Here is a 21,408-nt window from a genome sequence, read left to right on the forward strand (position 1 = left end):
TGGTTTCAGAGGAGGGTATGATGCAAAAACGGAAATTGCTCGAAGGAATCAAAGTAATTGAATATGCAAATTTTGTCGCAGCGCCGATCAGCGGCCGTGTGTTGGCTGACTGGGGGGCCGAGGTTATTAAAATCGAAGCGGCTTTCGGGGATACAACCCGGGCGGTTGGGATGCAGTGGAATTTCCCGACAGAGGAAGACGAATGTCCGTTGTTTGAAATGGAGAACGCTGGAAAAAAAGGGATCATCATTGATACCAGACAGCCGGAAGGTGCCCAGGTCATCTATGATTTATTGGAAGATGCCGATATCTTTTTAACGAATACTCGCCAGAAGGCGCTGGACAAAAGCGGTTTGGATTATAAAACCATTCACGAAAAATATCCGCACATTATTTATGCACATTTGCTGGGTTATGGAGATAAAGGTCCGGCCAAAGACAATCCCGCTTTTGATTATACGGCTTATTTTGCCAGAGGGGGCGTCGCGGCTAGTCTGATGGAAACCGGCACATCGCCCTGCAATTCGGCAGCGGCATTGGGTGACCACTATGCGGGAATGAACCTGGTAGCCGGTGTGCTGGCAGCCTTGCATAACAAAACCATCACCGGAGAAGGTGAAAAGGTGACGGTATCCCTGTTCCACACAGCTGTCTTTGGTCTTGGTCTTTATGTGAATGCAGCGCAATACGGCTACAATATGCCGATTTCCCGTCGTCAGCCGCCAAATCCGCTCAATACGACTTATAAATGTGCGGATGATAAATGGCTACAGTTGGCCTTTTTCCAGTATGACAAGTGGTTCCCGGGATTTTGCGATATTGTTATTGAGCGTTCGGATCTTAAAGGGTCGAAGTACAGCACGATGAAGAGTGTGGTGAATTGCGTTGAAGAATTTGTGGGCATCATGGAGCAGGAATTCGTGAAGCACCCCATCGACTATTGGTGCGAACGCCTGCAAAAGGCGGGAATTCCATTTGAAAAGCTCCAGACGCCGGTGGATATTATGAAGGACGAACAATGCTGGGCTAACGATTTCCTCATCAATATCAAATATCGTAGCGGCAATGAGCGCGTGATGTTTACGAATCCGGTTCAATTTCCGGACAGAGGTACGCCGGAATATGTGCTCTCGCCGAAGCTCGGAGAACATACTGAAGAAGTGCTCAAGGAGATCGATTATTCGGACAAAAAACTGGCAGAGCTGAGAGAAAAGAAAGTGATCAATTAAAAAAAGGATGATCCGCGCAGTCAGCGCGGGCTGTGTGAATGACATCAAAGGATAAGATGTTTATGACGAAGGTTTATACAATGGGCCTGGACTATGGCTCGACAGCCTCGAAGGGCGTGATCTTGTTAAACGGCAGCAAAGTGGTTGAAAGCATTATCTATGCGTCGGGAGCCGGCACATCCGGTCCTCAAAAGGTCATTGAAGCGCTGGAGGAAAAATCCGGTATGACCATGAGTGATATGGATAAAGTCGTGGTTACGGGGTATGGGCGGATGAGCTTTAAAGCGGCGGATAAGCAGATCAGCGAGCTGAGCTGTCACGCAAAGGGTGTTCACTTTTTGGTGCCGGATGCGAGAACGGTGATCGATATCGGCGGTCAGGACGCCAAGGCTTTAAGTCTAGATGATGACGGCCGGCTGACCAATTTTGTGATGAACGACAAATGCGCGGCTGGAACGGGACGGTTTCTGGATGTGATGTCCGGCGTTTTGGAAACAGAAGTCTCAGAGCTTGGTGCGTTGTCCGCCCAGGCTTTAAATCCGGTATCCATCAGCAGCACCTGCACGGTCTTTGCGGAATCAGAGGTCATTTCGCATTTATCCAAGGAAATACCGAAAGAAGACATTATTGCAGGCATTCACGCTTCTGTTGCGGGAAGAGTTTCCGGCCTTGTCAAACGGGTCGGCGTTCGGCAAAAGGTCGTTATGGTTGGCGGCGTCGCGAGAAATCAAGGCGTTGTGGAGGCGATGGAGGAGGCCCTGGGTGTTGACATCATCGTTCCCGAATTTTGTGCACAACTCAACGGGGCATTGGGCGCGGCATTGTTTGCCTATGAAGAAGCAATATCATCAAATCATTATAAGGAGGGAAAGTAATGGGAGAAGAAAAAAAAGTAACCGCTAAAAAAATGATTAACGGCATTCTTGCACAGTCTTATGCAGAAGCCTGGGAAGCAAAAGAGAAGGGGATTCCGGTCGGCTGGGCGACATCCATCTTCCCTCAGGAAATCGTCACGGCTTTTGATCTGCCGCTGTTGTATCCGGAAAACCAGGCCGCCGGGGTTGCAGCGAAAAAAGAATCGTTGAAGTTGGAAGAGGCCGCAGAAGCGAAAGGCTATTCCATTGACTTGTGCGCCTATGCCAGAACCAATTTCGGTGTGCTTATTAATGGCGGTTCGGAGAATTTGAATATGCCCAAACCGGATTTTCTCTGCTGTTGCAACAACATCTGCAACGAAGTGGTCAAGTGGTATGAAAATATTGCTCGGGAACTGGATATTCCGTTAATTATGATTGACACGGCGTTTAACGATGAGGATGATGTCAGCGCGAGCCGGATCAAATACTTTGTCGAACAGTTTAAATATGCGATTACTCAGCTGGAAGAAATTTCTGGCAGAAAATTTGATCCGACAAAACTTGAAAAAGTGATGGAAATTTCCTCAGAAAACGGAAAACTGTGGAAAAAATCCATGATGATGTCTACCGATGTTTATCCGGCGCCGATGAACGGCTTCGACTTGTTTACCTACATGGCTGTGATCGTGTGTTATCGCGGGAAGAAGGAAACAACAGAGGCGTTTAAGCTGTTAATCAGTGAGCTGGAAGAGCACGTTAAAAACGGTACATCGGATAACCGCGCGGAGGAAAAATACCGCATTATGATGGAAGGGATACCCTGCTGGCCCTATATCGGTTATAAATTAAGATCCTTTAGCAAATATAAGGTCAATATGACGGGCAGTGTTTACCCTCATGCCTGGGCGCTGCAGTACGAGATGAACGATCTCGAAGGTTTGGCTAAAGCGTACTCGACCATTTTTAATAATGTCAATCTGAAAAAGATGACGGAATACCGTGTTAATGCGCTTAAGGATGGTAATTGCGAAGGGGCCTTTTACCATATGAATAGAAGCTGCAAGCTGATGAGTTTTATCCAGTACCAGATGGCGCGGGATGTCTATGAACAAACTGGCATTCCCTACACGGGTTTTGACGGCTGTCAGGCTGATCCACGAGTCTTTACCGAAGCACAGTTTGAAACGCGCCTTCAGGGGCTTGTTGAAGTAATGGATCAGAAAAGGGAGGGCAAATAGATATGAAAGCATTATTAGAACGGGTTCAAACGGTTGCCGATCATCCCATTGATGCTATTAATCAATATGTTGATCAGGGCAAAAAAGCGATGGGGATGGTTTTGCCCATCGGACCGATGGAATTAGTTGAAGCAGCCGGCATGATGCCGGTTGGCGTTTGGGGGGATTACGGCGTTACCCTTGATCTATCCAAACAATATTTTCCGGCCTTTGCAGCTTCTGTGGCAATGGTTACCATGGAATACGCCCTCAATGGTACCTATGACAAGCTCAGCGGAATGATTTGCCCGGGATTGACAGATACCTTGATTTGCCTGGGGCAAAACTTGGAAGCTGGCGTTAAGGCTTTTCCGACTTTGTTCCTCGCCTATCCGCAGAATCGATTTTTGGAGTGCGGTCACGAATTTATGGCTTCAGAGCTTCAAAAACTCCAGGGGCGTCTGGAAGCAATCAGCGGTCAGAAAGTGACGGAAGAAGCGTTGTCGGCGGCAATTGATTTGTACAATGAACATCGAAGCGAAATGAGGGAATTTTCTGATCTTGCGGCAAAACACGCAAACACCATCACGAATATTGACCGTTCGAATGTTTATAAGAGCGTCTGGTATATGCCCAGAGCGGAACATCTTGAAATCGTGAAGGCCATTAACGAAAAACTGCGTGCCATGCCGAAAGAAACCTACGACGGCAAGAAAGTCGTGGTGACCGGACTCCAGTTTGACGACAACAATGTGCTTGGTTTTATGGAAGAAAATCATCTGCGCATTGTTGGTGATTTAGTAGGACACGACTCGGTTCAGTATAACCAAGATGTACCGGATGACAAAAGTGGCATTGAACGCCTTGCGAGATACTGGCAAAAACTCGAAGGTTTTTCAGTGGCTTATGATCCGAAGAAATTGCGTGGGAAACTTGTCGCAAAACTGGCCAAAGAAAGAGGTGCAACCGGCGCGATCTTTGCCGTGATGAAATTCTCGGATGATGAAGAATACGATATGCCGATTTGTATGAAGGATATTAAGGCTGGTGGCATTATTGCCGTGTCTTTTGAATTTGACCAACAGGAAAGTGCTTCAGAACAAATTAAAACCAGAATCCAGACTTTTGCGGAAATCTTATAAGATGCAAGAAAAGCGAAAGATTTTAATAATTTTTCGCTCCCTATTTACATTGAGGAGAACAGAATGGGTAATAATAAAAATTCTCTCGCTATTGCTTTTGGTGTTGCAGCGGTCTGGTTTGGAGCTCATGTTGGCGGGGGATTTGCAACAGGGAACCAAACAGTTCAATATTTCGTTAAATTCGGTTGGACGGCCGCTATCGTTCCGGTGTTTGTGATGGCTCTGCTGGCTTGGATCTATTATCAGGCGGTGCTCATCGCTAAAAATCACGACGTTCATTCTTACGATAAAATGGCCGAAAAGCTCTACGAACCTTATGGCAGAATCGGAAAAGTGATCTTTGATATCGGTTATCTCGTATTAACGCTTGTTGGAGTGGGCATTGCCATCGCAGGAAGTGGCGAATTGTTTAAAGATGTCTTTGGACTCAATTATTATATTGGGATCATTTTAACGGGTTTTATTTTCTTCCTTTTGACGATTTTTGGCGCTAAGTTGGTGCGAAATGCTTCCAGCGCGATTACATTGCTGATTCTTATTTGTCTCGTTGTTTTGCTGATTCCAGGAATTCGGTCTGGGAGCGAAAATCTGAGTAGAATTTTTGCGGAAAAAACCGTTAACGGCTCTTTCGGGCAGGTGCTCTGGCATGCGCTGCTTTACGCGGGATTCCAGTCGCTTGTTGCAGGCTCTCTGGTCTCAGCGTCACAGACACTTACTGACAAATCGCTTTGTAAAAAATTTGCGGTTGTTGGATTCGTGCTTAATGCCGTGATGACAGTACTGTGCGCAATCATGATTTTGGGCTATATGCCGGAAGTCGCGGTTAATAAACTGCCAATTTTAACCATTGCAAAGAGCCAGGGATTAGCTTTACTTACAACGGCTTATTCCTGCATTCTCTTCCTTGCTTTTGTATCCACGGGTGTCGGTGTGGTATTTGGATTTGTTGCGCGTTACGAAAATGCAATTTTAAAATCGACGAGTCTTTCGATTCGCCGTGCAGTTATTTCGGCCATTGCCATCATTCTCTCCACAACTATGGCGGTCACGGGCATTACTAAATTGGTGGCAGTTGGTTATGGTTGGCTTGGACGGTTTTGTATTTTCGTAGTGATATTACCTTTAGCTATTATTGCGCCGATTAAAAATGCAAAGTTTGCCAAGGAGCATCCAGAAGTTGAATAAGAACTATCCTTTTCCTTGAAATAAAAATGTAAAAAGAAGAAGTTAAAAAGGGCCATTAAACGCTATCGCAGGTGTATTCTGCGGTAGCTTTTTATATTTGGCTGGCGCCCGAGAGGTGATCGATTGCGACGGGATTCCGCTGGTGATGCTGCCGGCACCCGAACGCGCCGGAAAATCCGATGCCCTCAAGCCGGGTTTCAGCCGGGCATCCAAGATACGCAGGGCCAAACGCTTTATGGCGGGCAGCGCACGGCTCCCAGGCCCTATGTGGTGATCGATCTGGAAACGGACGGCCTCGACGCGGCGAAGAACCGGATCATTGAGATCGGCGCCGTGAAGGTCGATGGGCAAACCGTATCGACCTTTGAACAGTTGATCGTGCATCCGCATAGGTTGCCGAAAAAAATCACCGATCCCACCGGAATCACGGATACGCTGCTGGCTGATGGCGGCCGGCCGGAAGCCGAAGCGATCAAAGCGTTTCTGGCTTTTATCGGCAGTGATGATCTCATCAGATATCATGTCGATTTTGATGTTCAATTTATCAATCAGACTTTGCACCGCATGGATATAGAGCCGCTAATAAGGTGTATGATTTAGTGAGAGCCGGGGGTGAATAAACACAATACTTGACAAATTGACCCTATTTTTTATCGTAGAGGAAATATTCAACCTTCCGCGGATGGATATAGAAATCCACATCTTCCACCATTGCTGCTATTTTATCTGAGTACAGTCCCGCCGCGTTAATGACGATCGTCGGTTGAAAGGTTCCAATGGTAGCATCAACACTTTCGATTTTTCTCTGATCGACATGAATATTGGTGACTTCGGTATTTAAATAGATCTTAACGCCATTCATCACCGCATTTTCTGCTATATGCCATGATCCAGTCAAAGGGATTAACCGTGCCGCTATTAGGATCATGCAAGCCGTATTTAACATCTGGATTGATGTTGGGCTCTAGTGCCATCATTTCATCATGACCCACAATCCGAACACCCTTTAATCCATTTTTCTCGGCATTTTCGACTTCTGCTTTCATCGTTTTAAGATGTTCGTCGTTAAATCCTGCAAAGACAGGTCCTGTATGGCGAAAATCAACATTGAGCTCGCGACAAACTTTATCGTAAACTTGTGTGTTCGCTCTGAGGCATAGTTGTCCCTTTAACTTCGTGCCATCAATATTGTAACCACTATGAATCATTGAAGAATTTGCTTTGCTTGTTTCCATGCAAACATCATCCTGATTTTCCATCAGCATAATATCGAGATTATAATGCGATAATTTTCTTGCAATCGCTGACCCGACGACCCCAGTACCGATAATCAGAATATCCGTTTTCAGAAATTCCTTTCTTAAGATATATAGAACTTCTATGAAATATTTTATAATGCATGTTTTAAATTTCCAGACTGAAGATATTTTCTAATAACTTGAGTTTAAGTTTTTCAAAAAATCCCCTCATGAATAGTTGTAATTCTCTCACATCTATATACGAAGGGATTTTCCAAAATGTATACAACCTTAATTTATCCGACAAATGAAGGGGCATACTTTGAAGCAACCTTAATTGTCTCAACCAGACTAACCTCGCTTGCTATTCCTTTCCCAGCGATATCAAAAGCAGTCCCATGATCTACTGAAGTTCGCAGAATCGGCATCCCACCTGTAATAGATACTGTTCTGTCAAAATCTAAGGTTTTTGCCGCGACATGCCCTTGATCATGATACAAAGAAAGTACACTGTCAAATCTGCCTTCCAAGGCTTGATGAAAAATAGAATCCGCACCTATCGGACCGAAAACATTATATCCTTCTTCTTTCAATTCTTGCACAGCAGGAATAATGTCTGTTTGTTCTTCTGTCCCAAGAATTCCATGTTCACCACAATGGGGATTTAATCCGGCCACAGCCATACTTGGATTTTCCAATCCCAACTGTTTTAAAACAGCGATACCCCTTTTAACATAATCTTTTATTCTGGATTTAGTAACCATGTCGCATGCCTGTCTTAATGAAACATGTCGGGATAGAAAAAGGATTCGCATTCTCTGAACTTCAAAAAGAGTCAGTGGATCTTCCGTTCCCGTCAAGGCTCCAAATATTTCTGTATGACCAATATACGGAACACCGGCCAATTTAATAGCTTCTTTATTAATTGTTGTTGTCGTAACAGCATCGACTTCTCTATCCATAGCCAGTTTGATGGCTTGTTCAATATACTCATAAGCTGCTCGACCACACATTGGATTAACTTTTCCAAATGAAAATTTCTCCATATCAATATTAGAAATATTTATAACATTTAAAATATTGCCATCATCGACAGCTTCTTTTGGGTTCTCAATAATATGGAGTTTTTGAAAAGAACCGACAATTTTCATTGCATTTTCTATAATCTGCTTGTCACCAATCGCAATGCAAATCGCACGTTCATAAACTTGTTTGTTTTTTAAGGCTTTAACACTAATTTCTGGCCCTATTCCAGCTGGGTCCCCAATAGGTATAGCAATTTTAGGTTTCATTATTTACAAAACTCCTTTTTATAAAACAAAATTTCATTTCAAATTACATATTCAACTCGGATATAAGTTTTGCAATGCATATATTAATTGCGTCCGGGCTTCCAGTCATACCACCCTTTGTAACAATGTATTTTTGAGGAAAATCGCCTCCAATCAACACACCTGCCGCTGCCAAAGGGACTGGTTCATCAATTAATTTTAAGCCAAGAAGATGCGTCACTTTGCAAAAGGCCGCTGTCATGTCGCCGCCACTTGAATATATCCCCTGTATCGCCGGGACCTTTTCTAAAATTTTATGCGCGATTGTTGCCATTGAAAAATTAATAATATCGCTTACTTCGTCAACAGTCTTTTTCATTTTTTTGGCAATAACAGGTAAATCCAATCGATACTCTGGCTGTATGCCATCTCCCGTCACACTAAAAAGATCATAATTATCAATTTGCGCCAGAACAGTTTGTACCGCCCGATTAATTTCTGTTTCGCGTTCTTTCTCTGATTTTATTAACTGTTCTGTTTTAACATAAACGTTAAAAACCTGCTGCGCAAGCCAAAAATTTTCCATCTGCGTTTTAGCAACAGGATTTACGCTCCCTTGGATTAATAAAATTTTATTTTTATATCTTTTTTTTTCAGAAACAATTAGTTTAGAAGCTAAGGTTGCTGTAAAGGCCCCAGGATCCACGGCAATAAAATGAATGTTACTTGCTATTACTGCCTCACTAATCATATTGATATCTTCTTGAGTTATCGCATCAAAAATTATAATACGATTTCCTTCATGTACTAATAATTTTATTTCATTTGAAAGCCATTCTTTTCCTCTATCAATATCCCGGATCATAATTGATGCAACAGGATACTTTGTTTGCTGTTCAAATAATTTTTTGACTCTTGAATCTTGAACAGGTGTCTTTGGATCTAATGCAGCCTCAGTTTTGTGTAAGATCACACCATCAACCGTTAAATAGCCACCAATAGACACACGCCCCGACGCTGGTGCACATGGAACAACGATAGCCGTGTAATCTTCCCCCATCGCATCGAGCATTGCATCTGTTTCAGCGCCCAAATTTCCTCTTAACGTGCTATCAATTCTCTTATTTAAAAGTGACAAAGATTTATTTTTAAACATCTTTGTGAGACGAAATACTTTTTTATAGGCTTCATCTTGATTAATACAACGGCTATCCGTTGTAAATGTTACACAATCACTTTCATTAATCTCAGCGCTTTCTTCATCATCAGGGCAATTTAAAATTGTTGATGTCGAATAGCCTTGCTCTCGTAATAAAACACCAGTGGCATTCGCCCCTGTTAAATCATCTGCTATTACCACACACTTAAGCATAATTATCCCCCCTTGAATACAAAAATATTCAAATCAAATTTCCCCTGATTCGAGCAAATTTCTACTCTTATAATGAATGAAAAACGTTTTATTTTCTAGTGTGAAAATATTTTTGCTCTTAAAATTAAAAAATAATTGTTTTACAATATGTTTGTAAACGTAGTTCTTTGCTGAGAAAGGAGGAGGAATTTCATCATGTTTTTCATATTATCACGATTTTAAAGTTGCAAAGGAGGGAGTGTAGTTTATATTTGTGAAGATTTGATTTTGAGAAAGGAGGAAATATGTGAGTGTTTTTATGATTGGCTGCGCATTTTGCGCAGGCGTCATTGGTGCCCTAGTTGGTGCTTTTGAAGAATGCATGCTTGCCGGATTTTTGGCATTAGTGGTGTGTATGTTTCCAGGAAACAAACTAATGGCAAATTGTTTATCTTACGGCTTCATTCCATTCGTAGCATTTACTGGTGCCGTTGCGGGAACAGCGTATGCTTCTAAAATTAGGAAACATGATCTTGGAGGTGCCGAAATTCTTAAAAGTTTAAACACTTTTAATGACATTTCTGCTTTGATCATTTCTGGTTTATTCGCCATTGTTGGGGTCGTGTTAACTTACCTTATTGGATTGCTTCAACAACCAATTGATGCGGGAGCACTAAATGTTATTGTTGTTTCCGTGATTGTTCGAATTATTTTTGGAGATGGGAAATTCTGGAATTCTAAAATTCACGATATCCCACGCTATACAACCAAAAAATTTGAATGGTTCTATATCGCTTTTGTTGGCGCCGTTATTGGTTTTGCGGCTGCATGGTTAGGAAAAGCTACGGGAAATGTCTGGTTGCCCTTCTATCTAAGTCTTGCCTCATTGTTGTTCTATTTCATCGAACCAAATTTCCCACCAACCCATCATATTACTTGCATTGCAGCATATGCATTAATGGCAACAAACAATACAATTGTGGGAGCTGTATGGGGCGCAATTGCAGCCATTGTAATGACTTTAATTGGCGATGCGATCAATACAGATGTCAGTACACATATTGATCCACCAGCCACGGCCATTGGTGTTTTAAGCGTCGTAATATGGATAATTTATTATATTATCCTCTAAATTTAAAATCTATTTTTAGTATTAATGAACCCTTGAAAGGAAAAAGCCATGAAAATTATTGATATGACACAAGATATTTATCCGGATTGCCCAGGTTGGTATGCCTACGAAAACGCTGAACTTGGTCACGAAACATTTGTAGGTAAGGAAGGCTACACGTCAGAACGACTCAATATCAACACACACACAGCAACACATTTAGATGCTCCGTTCCACAATTACGCAGATATGGATACAATTGATGCCATGCCTATTGATCAATTCATTGGTGAAGCCGTCGTAATCGATAAACGAGGAGTTGAAGATAACTATGAAGTCACCATCGATGATCTTAAGCCTTACGAAAGCTTAATCAAAAAAGATTCAATTGTTCTAATTAATACTGGTTGGACGAAACATAGAGGTTATGGCGAAGATTACATGAAAGCATGGCCTTATTTATCAGGAGAAGGTGCAAAATGGTTGCGTGAAAAAGGCGTTAAGGGTGTCGGCATTGATGGGATGAGTATTGGCTCCTATGAAAACGGCAAACCGGCTCATTCACAATTGTTACCCTATAATATCTTTGTTTTAGAAGAATGTGCATTCCCGGATGAAATAATGCGATATAAAACATTCAAATTTTACGCGGTTCCTCTGAAACTCCGTGGGGCAGGCGGATCTCCGACCAGAGCTTTTGCTATTGTAGATGATTAATACTTTCTAAGATTGTAAAAATAATAGGAAAATATTTTCAATCTAGAAAATATATTTTTAACACTCTATAATATTCATATAAACGAAACAGAATTACATCTGTTCCAACAGGGAGGAAGATAAAATGATTCAGCAAAACAGAATGTATGGAACGTTATTAAATCCACTTTATGAAGGGTGCGACTTAGACGATCTTTGTATCGCGACCTATTTGATCGCCTGTCACCGCGATGAAGATGTCGTCGTCAAAATGAACAGCATCGGAATTGAACAAACAACCGGATCTTGGGTTGATGTTCCGGCTGAAACAGATGAAGTTCGCACAAAATATGCTTCAAAAGTTATTGGAATTTATGAGATCCCCGCTTATGAAAACAGAACCGATCTTGTTAATGCGGTTGGCCCGGACGGTTATCGTTGGTTCATTGTTCGCATTGGCTTCCCGGTAGCCAACATTGAAGATAACATCCCGTTGCTCATCGGCAGCATCAGTGGGAACATCATGTCTATGCCGAATTTGAAGCTTTTAGATATTGACTTTCCCAAAAAATTTGTCGACAAATTCCAAGGACCTAAATTTGGTCTTAACGGTATTCGTAAAATCTTAAATGTTTACGATCGCCCCTTACTTAACAACATGATCAAACCTTGCACAGGCTATACCCCTGAAGTCGGTGAAAAACTTTTTTATGAAGCTGCAGCGGGCGGCGTCGACATTATCAAAGACGACGAATTGATCGGTGGCGATCGCTCATTCAACAAATTAGCGGATCGCGTTAAATTAAATATGGATGCAGCTCATCGTGCAGAAGATATTAAGCAGGAAAAAACACTTTATGCTTGCAATATCACCGACGAAGTTTCGCGCTTGAAAGCCAATGCTATGACCGTCATTGAAAATGGGGGTAACTGCATTATGGTTGATGTCCACGGAGTCGGTTATACTGCTGTTAGAATGTTGGCGGAAGATCCGGATATCACTGTGCCGATTTTGGGTCATAGTTGCTTCAATGGCGCTTTCACTTCTTCACCTTATCAAGGTATGAGTTCCAAAGTCGTCACGAAACTTTGCCGTATTGCCGGCTGCGATATCTATCTGACTCAGCCGCCTTACGGGAAGTTCGACAATACTTTCGATAACTATATCGAAAACATGATCACGGCCAAAGCAAAAATGTATGACCTCAAGCCCATGCTGCCCTTTGTTGGCGGCGGCGTGGTTCCGGGTCTTATTCCGAAATTTATGTCTGACGCCGGCAACGATATTCTCCTCGGCGCTGGCGCTGGCATCCACGCGCATCCGATGGGCCCCCAAGCCGGAGCGAGAGCATTCCGTGAAACAATTGATGCGTGCATGAATGATGTGCTTTTGAGAGAAGCGGCTGAAAAAGGCTCCGAAGAATTGAAGGTGGCTATTGAAAAATGGGGAATCTACGGCGACGATCATAGTAAAGACTTATACGCTCTGTAATTGCAAAAGAATCATTTTCCTTTTTATATGATATAGAGCCCCTAATCATTGCGTGACATCAGCAAATGGTGTCACGTTTTTTCTTTTATGATTATATAACTGAAAAAAGGAGACAAATTTAATGGCAAATACCACCCTATACCTCGTTCGCCACGGTGAAACTTTCGAAAATAAAAATCATATTTTCCAGGGGATTCTAGGCACAAAGCTGACTCCTAAGGGCATTCAGCAGGCTAATGCACTTGGAAATTTTTTTAAAACAATTCCTTTGCAGGCTGCTTTCACAAGTCCTTTAAGCAGAGCACGCGACACCATGTCCGGCGTATTAAAGCATCATTCCAATATCGTTCCCATTCTTCGGGAGAATCTTCATGAAATTGAAGGCGGCGATATTCAAGGATTACCTTTCAGTGTTTGCAATGAACGATATGACAATATTTTGGATACTTTCCGTGATAATCCATCGGCTTTTGCTCCACCGGGAGGTGAAAGCATGCCTGAAGTCTATGCGCGATTCACAAAGGAAATCTCATCATTAATTCAAATGAATGCTGGGAAAACTTTTGTTGTCGTATCCCACGGAACAGCCATTCAAACCTGGCTTTCTTACACCAAGGGATTGCCGGCTGATCAAATTCAATTTGATTTTCTTCCTAACGGCTCTGTTTGTTGTTTCGACTGTGCAAACGATAAGATCACACCGAAATACATTGGGCGGCTTCCCGACGACCATTAACCTCTTCACGCAAAAATCCCGATACCATTTTTGGGTATCGGGATTTATTCATTTGAGATTAAAAAATATTACTGAACACATCCGAAAGGCTATCCGTCAGCTTGTCCAGCACCATGTCATTATCGGAATCGCTGGAATCCGAAGAAGGGCTGGCGCTTGACGGTGTTTTCTGAACGGTCTTCTCCGTTTGGTTGCGATTGGCCCACCAAGCGCTGATACTTGCCCGGCTAACGCCGGTATTAACGCCTAAGAATCCCAGTCAAATAAATTAAGAAATAAGTGACAAACAGAACTGTCAGGAGCATATATTTGATTTTGTTGAAATAGGGGGCATGTCCAGAGCAGATGAAAAGGCCCGTCTTTCCCGCATACGCGGGGGGTGATCCTACGGCTGAAGTTAATCAAATAAAAGAAAATCTTTGATAAAGAAAATCCTTATTGAAAAACGTTTTTTAAAGACAGACAATAGAAGTTCTTCCTGCATGCGGGAGATAGTCCTAAAAATAAATTAAGGAGCGATGCCTGTGGAGATAAAAGATATTATCCAAACATACAGAGAAAAAATGGGATTAACTATGAAGGAACTATCGCAGAAAGTTGGAGCAAGTGAGGAGACTATATCAAGATGGAAATCCGAAGAGTATAGAAAATATGCGCCGTGATAAAGCTTCAGCGTTGGCGAATGCGCTAAAAATTGAATCGATGTATTTGATGGATTGGTATTCACACGCAGAATTTCATCAAGAGCAAGATAACGGGAATATTTCATATTTTGTCAACGAAGGAGCACGCGCACAAAAATCAATAATTATTTGTGACATCAACATGTCCGGAAGCCGGTATCGCCAAAGGGACGTAGCAAATATTTTCACGAGCTTGGATAATTAAGGTTAATAGGCGATGAAAAGTTATCGGAAGTTTTAAAATATTCTGAATTTATTTTGAATGATAAATAAAAAAGGAAGGCTTGCGTCAGAAGACCATCACTGAAGCCGCCGGTTAAGGCATATGGGTTTCGCATCCTAAGCGGCGGGCGATCCGTTTGATCTCAATCATCTCGGGGAGCGGGGGTTTTGAATAAATAGTTATACAGCATTTCGGCAAATTCGCTTATGACCTTTTCCTCATCGTGCGCTTCGGCGGGGAAGAACGAAAGCTCGTGAACGATGGCTTCAATGCTCGTGTGAATCATAAACGCGGCGGTAGAAAGATCCTTTATCTTGAGACTTGACTTATAAAACTCGAGCAAAGACAATATTTTATTTATTGCAAATGTACGGTATGGATTTTCCAATCGGCGAAAATCGTCGTTTTGATACGATAAAGACGTAACTTCCTTCTGGAACGGAGTTAAATATTTGTGGCTTTCCATGACGGAGAAAATATATTTTTTTATCAGCGCAAGCGGAGAGAGCCGGGAAATATCCTCCGGGATTATTTTTTCTAAAACATCCGAATATAAATCATCGACCAGCTCGTTGTAGATTTCTTTTTTATTGGGAAAATAACGGTATAATGAGCCGATAGAGATGTTGGCCTCTTTTGCAATTTCGTTAGTGCTTACATTTGCATAGCCCTTTTCCGAGAACAGCCCCAGAGCTGTTTTTTTTATGAGCCTTTTTCTTGCGATGCTTCTTTTTTGCTTTGGTATGCGGGTTTTTTCCGAGTGCATTTATTAAACCTCTGTTATTTCGCGCGGACAGTAACAACAATTTCTTTGATTTTATCATAGATTGTCAAATCCCAGTCTGATTATGCCATATAAAAACGCAGCGATCAATATAATGCGAGTAATAGCTCATATTCTATTGACAAATCGCCGGCAACATGCAACAATAGATAATAAACATGAGTAAAAACTCACTTTTGTTCTATTGATTGACATATAAGAGCGCCGAATTCAATACAGGCAGGGAAAGGATTGAGATATGAGCTTTATTCGTTTTAGAAGGGTAACGAGGGAATACCGCACGGGAAATCATATAATAAGGGCGCTTGATCGTGTTGACATGGACATTGAGCAGGGGCAGTTCACGGTGATTTTAGGGCCCTCTGGCTCCGGCAAATCGACCTTTCTGAACCTTTTGGGCGGAATGGATTACGTAACAAGCGGGGAAATTGATGTGGGCGAGAAAACCGTATCGAGCCTGACCGAAAAGGAAAGAACGCTGTACAGAAGACGGGATATCGGCTTTGTCTTTCAGTTTTATAATCTTATCCCGACGCTTACGGCTTACGAAAATGTTGATATGGTTTCCAAATTGTCCGAGAATGCGATCGGCGCAGAGAAAGCTTTAGAAGCGGTCGGGCTGCTGACGCGTGCGGATAATCTGCCGTCGCAGCTTTCGGGCGGCGAGCTTCAGCGGGTATCCATCGCAAGAGCCATTTGCAAAAATCCCAAATTACTTCTTTGCGACGAGCCCACCGCGGCGCTCGACAGCGAAACCGGCAAAAGCGTACTGACCATGCTTCATGCTTCAGTCCATGGCGGAAAAATACGGGAATGCGGTTGTCCTGGTGACGCACAATGCCGCCGTAGCGCCGGCCGCGGACAGATTGATCCGGCTGAAGGACGGCAAAATCAATGAGGTCGCCAATCAGCCGAATCCGGTTCCGATGGCGGAGGTAGTGTGGTAATGGGATACCTAAATAAAAAATTCAGGCGGGATTCCTTTAGGCTATTGCCTCAGTTTATCTCCGTCATCGTTATGGCCGCTCTGTCGATCGCGGTCTACTGCGGCATGAGCGCCGTGTGGACAGGTATGGAATATGCCTATCATGATTATAAAAAAGAAACAAAATTAGCAGATGTCTATGTCGCCGGCGCGCATATCGAGGGCAGCGTTACGGACAAAATCAGGAAGCTGCCGTATGTGCGCGAAGCCGAGGGTGCGATGCTGGTTAAATATAACGCCGTCATCAATCACAATCAATCGGATCTTTACGTTCACTCTTTTAAGCAGAGCACCAAAAAGGTGCTCAATCCGCTTATCAGAAGCGGAGAGCGGTTAAAGGAAGATGCAGAGGGTCTCTGGATTGACGAGGATTATGCAAGGGCAAACGGGCTGAAAGCGGGAGATGAAATTTCAATAGCATACGACGGCGCCGAGCATCGGGTGAAAATATTGGGAACGGTGCTCGATGCCGAAAATATCTATTTTGTCACGGCTTATTCGGAGACCGTTCCGGACCATGTCCGCCACGGATACGGCTATATGAGCGAAAAATACGCTCAAAAACTGATGGGAGGTGTTTCCTATAATCAGATAAGAATAGCCTTATCCGGCAAAGCCGTATCCAAAGAAAAGCTTCAACGGGAAGTTAAGGCCATCATGGGCGAGGCTTTTTTGTCCCTTACGATGAAAGAGGACAAGGTGTCTGTAAATCAGGTCGACGACGAAATTGCCCAAATAAGAAAGATGGCCGTGCTGTTTTCATTCGTTTTTATTCTGTTATCCATTCTGTCGATTTATACGACGATGAGCCGATTGATCAGCAAGCAGATCGTTCAGATCGGGACGTTAAAATCCCTGGGCTTCTACGATTGGCAGATTTACCTGCATTACGGGCTGTACGGCTTTTTCACGGCCGCACTCGGAAGCATAATCGGAATGGCTGCGGGATATTCCGTAGTCGCAGATCTGGTTATGGCGATTAAAAAATCCACTCTGACCCTGCCGGTCTGGGATAAGCGCATCGGCGCCGACAGTATTTTATTAATTCTGCTGATGATTTTGATATGCATGGCGGCCACCGTCGTCACGACAAGAAAGGCCGTAAAAAACAATCCGTCATTTACGATACGCGGTGTGATAGAGAAGAAGTCGGATATAGGCAAGAAACAGAAAAGGACAAAGCATTCCTTTGATATCATATGGACGATTCGGAGCATGAAAATGCATCCGGTGCGCACCGCGATGAGCATCATCGCCATTATCGGAAGCGTGGTGCTGATGGTTGCCGGCCTCGGTGTTTGGGATTCGCTGTACGGCTCCTACAATCAGGTGTACAAAGAGGAATTCTGCTATCGGTATGTCGGTCAGGTATCGCGGGCGGCGTATGAGGAAATCAGAAAATCGTTCGAGTCATACAATGCCCAGTTTGCGCAGACACAGTCCGCGGATTTTTCTCATGGCGGGAAGACTGAAGAAGGCGTTTTATTTGCGCTTGGGCCGGGGAATATGATCCGATTGTTTGACGCAAAAACAAGAGAGAAAATCAATTTGGAAAACGAAGAGGCCGTTATCTCTTCTCAGATGGCCAGAAAACTTTCCGTATCTGTCGGAGAGCGCATCGCGTATAAAACCGCCGAGACGTCTGAAACGCACAGCATCGCCGTCACGGCCATCGCCGATGCAAAAATGCCGCAGGGCATCTTTGTCAACAAGGATAACCTTGAGCGCTTTGAGCCGAATACGATATATATAGGCGACGAAGCGGCTTATCGTCACGCCGGGGCGGAGAAGCGCATCAGCAATATCATGTCTGTTGACAAGCAAAGGAATAACATGAAAGAAATGATGGACAGTGTTCATGCCATCATGTATATCCTGATTCTTGCCGCGTTCATTTTGAGCGCCGTTATTCTTTACAATTTGGGCATATTGTCATGTATCGAGCGCTATCGCGAATACGCGACCATGAAGGTCATAGGCTTTTATAACCGGGAAATCAACGCTCTGATCATAAAAGAGAGCATTTTTCATCTTCTCATCGGGCTTGCCGTAGGCATTCCGCTGAGCGGGCAATTCCTGAAACTTTATATCGGTGTTGTCTCTATGGACAGCATGGAGTGGACGCCGACAATAACGAGAGGGCATTTTTTGCTGGTTGTCGGCAGCGTTATTTGTTTTTCTATGCTGATCGACTTGATTGTCTTCAGAAAGGTTAAAAGGGTGGATATGGTCGAATCGTTAAAAACCGTAGAATAATCGACGGCCGCCGCGCGCATGCTTGGTGTGATGTTATGGGGAAGGAGTGGTTGCGGTATGGATATCATGGATTATTTTGCGGTTCGCATCGTTCCGAGGCTGTATCGGGGAAAAGGGGCGTTTCACCCCGAGGAAACGGGTGCGCTCACCGATACGGTGAGCTGTGTCCGGGAAAATGATGTCAATCTCTTTTTCATACGCAAGGGTGGCACGCAGATAGCCGTCGATGCGGGATATAAGAACCACGGGGGCTTTCTGGCGGCGTGCGAAGAGATAGGCGTAAGCCCCGAAAAAACGGAAGCGCTGTTTCTTACCCATGCCGATCCCGACCATGCGGGCGGGCTCGATACTGGACAAAAAAATCATTTTGGCAGCGCGAGGGTCTATCTCGGGGAAATCGAAGAAAATTATCTGAAAAACACTTATTATCGTAAGAAAGTAGGCCCTTTCGGCTTGAAAAATTCCGTGACGATAAGGCGCGGATATCGTCTGCTCAAGGATGAAGCGGTCGTTCGGATCGGCGGTATCAAGGTTCATGCCTATTTGGTACCCGGGCACACGCGGGGACATCTTTGCTATCTCATTGACGACTCGATGCTTTTTACGGGTGATGCCATCGCGCTCAATCAGGCGGGCGGCTGGTGCTTTTTCGACCTCTTTAATGATGACAGCAAGATGAATATTCAATCGCTTAAGCGTCTTAAGAGACGGATCGATTTGTCGCAGGTGAAGTATGTCTTTACCGCGCACAACGGGTTTACAGATGGCGCAGACAAGGCTAAGTACGAACAGGCCGAACTTTTTGGTCTAACCAATTCTTTAAATTTCCTCAAATGAAGCGGCTGCATTCGGAAAAATATTGAAAAAATCCATTGAACATGTTAATCTATTAACAAACAAAATTAAGCCATTTATTAGTCAGTGAAATGGCGGCGGATGATCAAAGGAGGACAATTATGCAACGATTTACATTGCCCAGAGATTTATATCACGGCGAGGGCGCACTGGCCGTTTTAAAAGAACTCAAAGGCAGCAAGGCCATGGTGCTGGTGGGCGGCGGCTCGATGAAGCGCGGCGGCTTCTTGCAGCAGGCCTGTGATTATTTGGTGGAAGCCGGTTTTGCGATCAGCGTTTATGAAGGCATTGAGGCGGACCCATCCATCGAAACGGTGATGCAGGGCGCGCAGGCCATGCTGGATTTTAAACCGGACTGGATTGTGGCCATGGGGGGCGGTTCTGTCATCGACGCGGCCAAGGCCATGTGGATCAAATACGAAGTGCCGGATATCACCTTTGAAGACATGCAGAAACCCCTGCCAAAGCTGCGCCAGAAAGCGCATTTTGCGGCGATTCCCTCCACTTCCGGCACGGCGACGGAGGTCACGGCGTTTTCCATTATCACGGATTACAGCAAAGGCATTAAATATCCCATCGCCGATTATGAAATCACGCCGGACATCGCCATTGTCGATGCGGCCCTGGTGGCAGCGCTGCCTCAAAAGCAGGTGGCCCACACCGGGATGGACGCCCTGACCCATGCCATCGAGGCCTATGTCTCCACGGCGAACAGCGCTTATTCCGACGGGCTGGCGCTTCACGCCATCGAATTGGTTCACAACAATCTGATCGCTTCCTACAATGGGGATCAGCAGGCCCGCGCCGTCATGCACGACGCCCAGTGTTTGGCCGGCATGGCCTTCTCCAACGCGCTGCTGGGCATCGTCCATTCCATGGCGCACAAAACTGGGGCGGCTTTTGCGGATTACGGCGCCCACATTATTCACGGGGCGGCCAACGCTATGTATCTGCCCAAGGTGGTGGCCTTCAATGCGGCGGACCCGGCGGCGAAGGCGCGTTACGGCCGCATTGCGGATACGATGGGGCTGGCCGGCAAAGACGACGGCGAAAAGGTGGCGAGCCTGATTGCCGAGCTGCGGGCCATGAGCGACGCGCTGAACATTCCCCACGGGATCGGCACTTACGGCGCCGACGCTTATCCGGCGGAACAGGGCTTCGTGCCGGAAGCCGTATTTCTGGAACGCCTGCCGGAAATCGCGAAGAATGCCATTGCGGATGCCTGCACGCCCTCGAGCCCGCGCCAGCCTTCTCAGGAAGAGATGGAAGCGCTGCTCAAATGCTGCTACTACGACACCGAGGTTGATTTTTAACGATGGCGAAGCGGCGGGACAGGCAAGGACTGACGGAAGCCGAATTTTTGGCGGCCTACGACCCGGACCGCTACCCTAAGCCGGCGGTCACCGCAGATATCGTGATTTTAAACGACCGGGACGAGGTGCTTTTGGTGCGGCGGGGCGGCCATCCTTTTTTGGGATGCTGGGCGCTGCCCGGCGGCTTTGCCAATCCGGATGAGCCGCTGGCGCAGACGGCAGCCCGGGAGCTTGCGGAGGAAACCGGCCTGACCGGTTTGCCGCTCACCCTGATTGGCGTCTTTTCGGAGCCGGGCCGGGATCCCCGGGGCTGGACCATCTCGGCGGCCTACAGCAGCTGCGTTCGAAAAGCGGTCGTTATTCCCCGCGCCGGAGACGATGCAGCGGCAACCGCTTGGTGGCGGATCGACGCGGCGGGGCAAATCCTGCATCGCGGCGATGAGGCGATGACCTTTCAGGATTTGGCCTTTGACCATGCCGCCATATTAACGGCGGCTTTGGCACAGCGCGCATGGGATGAATGAAGCCGTTTTTCACAGGACAGCTTGCTTCGGCAGGCTGTCTTTTTTTATGCGATCCGGTGACGGCAAGGAAAATAATCCCATGGCAAAGCTGACGTGAATAGAAAGCCAAAAAGGCATTAAGAAAAAACTTAATAAAAGCTTGACAGGCGCAGCGGAATGCTTTATAGTTTAAAACATAGTTAACAAATGGATAAACCACGGATTCGATGGAGGAGGAAGCCATGCACACGGCGATTTTGGTTGCTACCAATATTAAAAAT

Annotated in this window: 20 protein-coding genes and 1 pseudogene; 16 read left to right on the forward strand and 5 right to left on the reverse strand. The window is 44.9% G+C overall.

What is annotated here, in order from left to right; translation table 11 throughout:
- The first annotated feature begins 20 nt into the window (after positions 1–20).
- From HMPREF0721_RS09200 to HMPREF0721_RS09225, 6 genes are all read left to right on the forward strand, one after another.
- Complete coding sequence (locus tag HMPREF0721_RS09200) at positions 21–1,229, forward strand: CoA transferase (RefSeq protein WP_083798165.1); 1,209 nt, start codon at positions 21–23, stop codon at positions 1,227–1,229.
- A 62-nt stretch (positions 1,230–1,291) separates the two neighbouring features.
- Positions 1,292–2,104, forward strand: coding sequence for an acyl-CoA dehydratase activase (locus HMPREF0721_RS09205; protein ID WP_242821869.1), 813 nt, complete (start codon positions 1,292–1,294; stop codon positions 2,102–2,104).
- Positions 2,104–3,324 carry a (R)-2-hydroxyisocaproyl-CoA dehydratase subunit alpha gene (hadB, locus tag HMPREF0721_RS09210; protein WP_006599456.1) on the forward strand — a complete coding sequence of 407 codons (1,221 nt, stop codon included), beginning with the start codon at positions 2,104–2,106 and terminating at the stop codon, positions 3,322–3,324. The genes HMPREF0721_RS09205 and hadB overlap by 1 nt, the downstream gene beginning before the upstream one ends.
- A gap of 2 nt (positions 3,325–3,326) precedes the next feature.
- Complete coding sequence (locus HMPREF0721_RS09215) at positions 3,327–4,445, forward strand: 2-hydroxyacyl-CoA dehydratase subunit D (protein WP_006599457.1); 1,119 nt, start codon at positions 3,327–3,329, stop codon at positions 4,443–4,445.
- Between the two features lie 63 nt (positions 4,446–4,508).
- Positions 4,509–5,630 carry a YkvI family membrane protein gene (locus tag HMPREF0721_RS09220; RefSeq protein WP_006599458.1) on the forward strand — a complete coding sequence of 374 codons (1,122 nt, stop codon included), beginning with the start codon at positions 4,509–4,511 and terminating at the stop codon, positions 5,628–5,630.
- 123 nt (positions 5,631–5,753) lie between these two features.
- A complete protein-coding gene (locus HMPREF0721_RS09225; protein WP_006599459.1) occupies positions 5,754–6,230 on the forward strand; it encodes a 3'-5' exonuclease in 477 nt (158 codons plus the stop codon).
- Between the two features lie 43 nt (positions 6,231–6,273).
- On the opposite strand, the gene HMPREF0721_RS12465 is transcribed toward HMPREF0721_RS09225, so the two are convergent.
- The 4 genes from HMPREF0721_RS12465 to HMPREF0721_RS09245 form a co-directional block, all read right to left on the reverse strand.
- Entirely contained in the window at positions 6,274–6,492 is a 219-nt protein-coding gene (locus HMPREF0721_RS12465; RefSeq protein ID WP_006599460.1) for an FAD-dependent oxidoreductase, read from the reverse strand.
- Complete coding sequence (locus HMPREF0721_RS12470) at positions 6,479–7,057, reverse strand: FAD-dependent oxidoreductase (RefSeq protein ID WP_083798168.1); 579 nt, start codon at positions 7,055–7,057, stop codon at positions 6,479–6,481. Before HMPREF0721_RS12470 ends, HMPREF0721_RS12465 begins: the two co-directional genes overlap by 14 nt.
- Positions 7,058–7,164: 107 nt before the next feature.
- Positions 7,165–8,160 carry a 4-hydroxythreonine-4-phosphate dehydrogenase PdxA gene (pdxA, locus tag HMPREF0721_RS09240; RefSeq protein WP_006599463.1) on the reverse strand — a complete coding sequence of 332 codons (996 nt, stop codon included), beginning with the start codon at positions 8,158–8,160 and terminating at the stop codon, positions 7,165–7,167.
- A gap of 43 nt (positions 8,161–8,203) precedes the next feature.
- Positions 8,204–9,511: a four-carbon acid sugar kinase family protein gene (locus HMPREF0721_RS09245; RefSeq protein ID WP_006599464.1), complete on the reverse strand. Its 1,308-nt coding sequence runs from the start codon at positions 9,509–9,511 to the stop codon at positions 8,204–8,206.
- 286 nt (positions 9,512–9,797) lie between these two features.
- On the opposite strand from HMPREF0721_RS09245, the gene HMPREF0721_RS09250 reads away from it, so the two are divergent.
- The 5 genes from HMPREF0721_RS09250 (at position 9,798) to HMPREF0721_RS12845 (ending at position 14,187) form a co-directional block, all read left to right on the forward strand.
- Positions 9,798–10,622, forward strand: a complete 825-nt coding sequence (locus HMPREF0721_RS09250) for a DUF7973 family transport facilitator (RefSeq protein ID WP_040640029.1) — start codon at positions 9,798–9,800, stop codon at positions 10,620–10,622.
- A 48-nt stretch (positions 10,623–10,670) separates the two neighbouring features.
- Positions 10,671–11,318 (forward strand): cyclase family protein, encoded by a 648-nt coding sequence (locus HMPREF0721_RS09255; RefSeq protein WP_006599466.1) that lies wholly within the window; start codon positions 10,671–10,673, stop codon positions 11,316–11,318.
- A 124-nt stretch (positions 11,319–11,442) separates the two neighbouring features.
- On the forward strand, positions 11,443–12,789 hold the full coding sequence (locus tag HMPREF0721_RS09260; RefSeq protein WP_006599467.1) for a RuBisCO large subunit C-terminal-like domain-containing protein: 1,347 nt from the start codon (positions 11,443–11,445) through the stop codon (positions 12,787–12,789).
- Between the two features lie 121 nt (positions 12,790–12,910).
- Positions 12,911–13,525, forward strand: coding sequence for a histidine phosphatase family protein (locus HMPREF0721_RS09265; RefSeq protein WP_006599468.1), 615 nt, complete (start codon positions 12,911–12,913; stop codon positions 13,523–13,525).
- 518 nt (positions 13,526–14,043) lie between these two features.
- Positions 14,044–14,187 (forward strand): helix-turn-helix domain-containing protein, encoded by a 144-nt coding sequence (locus HMPREF0721_RS12845; RefSeq protein ID WP_006599469.1) that lies wholly within the window; start codon positions 14,044–14,046, stop codon positions 14,185–14,187.
- Between the two features lie 386 nt (positions 14,188–14,573).
- Here HMPREF0721_RS12845 and HMPREF0721_RS09280 read toward each other — a convergent pair whose 3' ends face one another.
- On the reverse strand, positions 14,574–15,197 hold the full coding sequence (locus HMPREF0721_RS09280) for a TetR/AcrR family transcriptional regulator (RefSeq protein ID WP_006599471.1): 624 nt from the start codon (positions 15,195–15,197) through the stop codon (positions 14,574–14,576).
- 256 nt (positions 15,198–15,453) lie between these two features.
- On the opposite strand from HMPREF0721_RS09280, the pseudogene HMPREF0721_RS09285 reads away from it, so the two are divergent.
- The 5 genes and pseudogenes from HMPREF0721_RS09285 to HMPREF0721_RS09305 all read left to right on the forward strand — a co-directional run bounded on the left by HMPREF0721_RS09285 (position 15,454) and on the right by HMPREF0721_RS09305 (position 21,148).
- A pseudogene (locus HMPREF0721_RS09285) lies at positions 15,454–16,162 on the forward strand (ABC transporter ATP-binding protein).
- Positions 16,162–18,456 (forward strand): ABC transporter permease, encoded by a 2,295-nt coding sequence (locus tag HMPREF0721_RS09290; protein WP_006599473.1) that lies wholly within the window; start codon positions 16,162–16,164, stop codon positions 18,454–18,456. Before HMPREF0721_RS09285 ends, HMPREF0721_RS09290 begins: the two are co-directional and overlap by 1 nt.
- 57 nt (positions 18,457–18,513) lie before the next feature.
- On the forward strand, positions 18,514–19,293 hold the full coding sequence (locus HMPREF0721_RS09295; RefSeq protein WP_040640030.1) for an MBL fold metallo-hydrolase: 780 nt from the start codon (positions 18,514–18,516) through the stop codon (positions 19,291–19,293).
- A gap of 119 nt (positions 19,294–19,412) precedes the next feature.
- The gene (locus tag HMPREF0721_RS09300) at positions 19,413–20,624 is read left to right on the forward strand and encodes an iron-containing alcohol dehydrogenase (protein ID WP_040640031.1); all 1,212 of its coding nucleotides are present in this window, start codon (positions 19,413–19,415) and stop codon (positions 20,622–20,624) included.
- A gap of 2 nt (positions 20,625–20,626) precedes the next feature.
- Positions 20,627–21,148 carry an NUDIX domain-containing protein gene (locus HMPREF0721_RS09305; protein WP_006599476.1) on the forward strand — a complete coding sequence of 174 codons (522 nt, stop codon included), beginning with the start codon at positions 20,627–20,629 and terminating at the stop codon, positions 21,146–21,148.
- The last annotated feature ends 260 nt before the right edge of the window (positions 21,149–21,408 follow it).

The organism is Pseudoramibacter alactolyticus ATCC 23263, from assembly GCF_000185505.1.
Lineage (GTDB): Bacteria > Bacillota > Clostridia > Eubacteriales > Eubacteriaceae > Pseudoramibacter > Pseudoramibacter alactolyticus.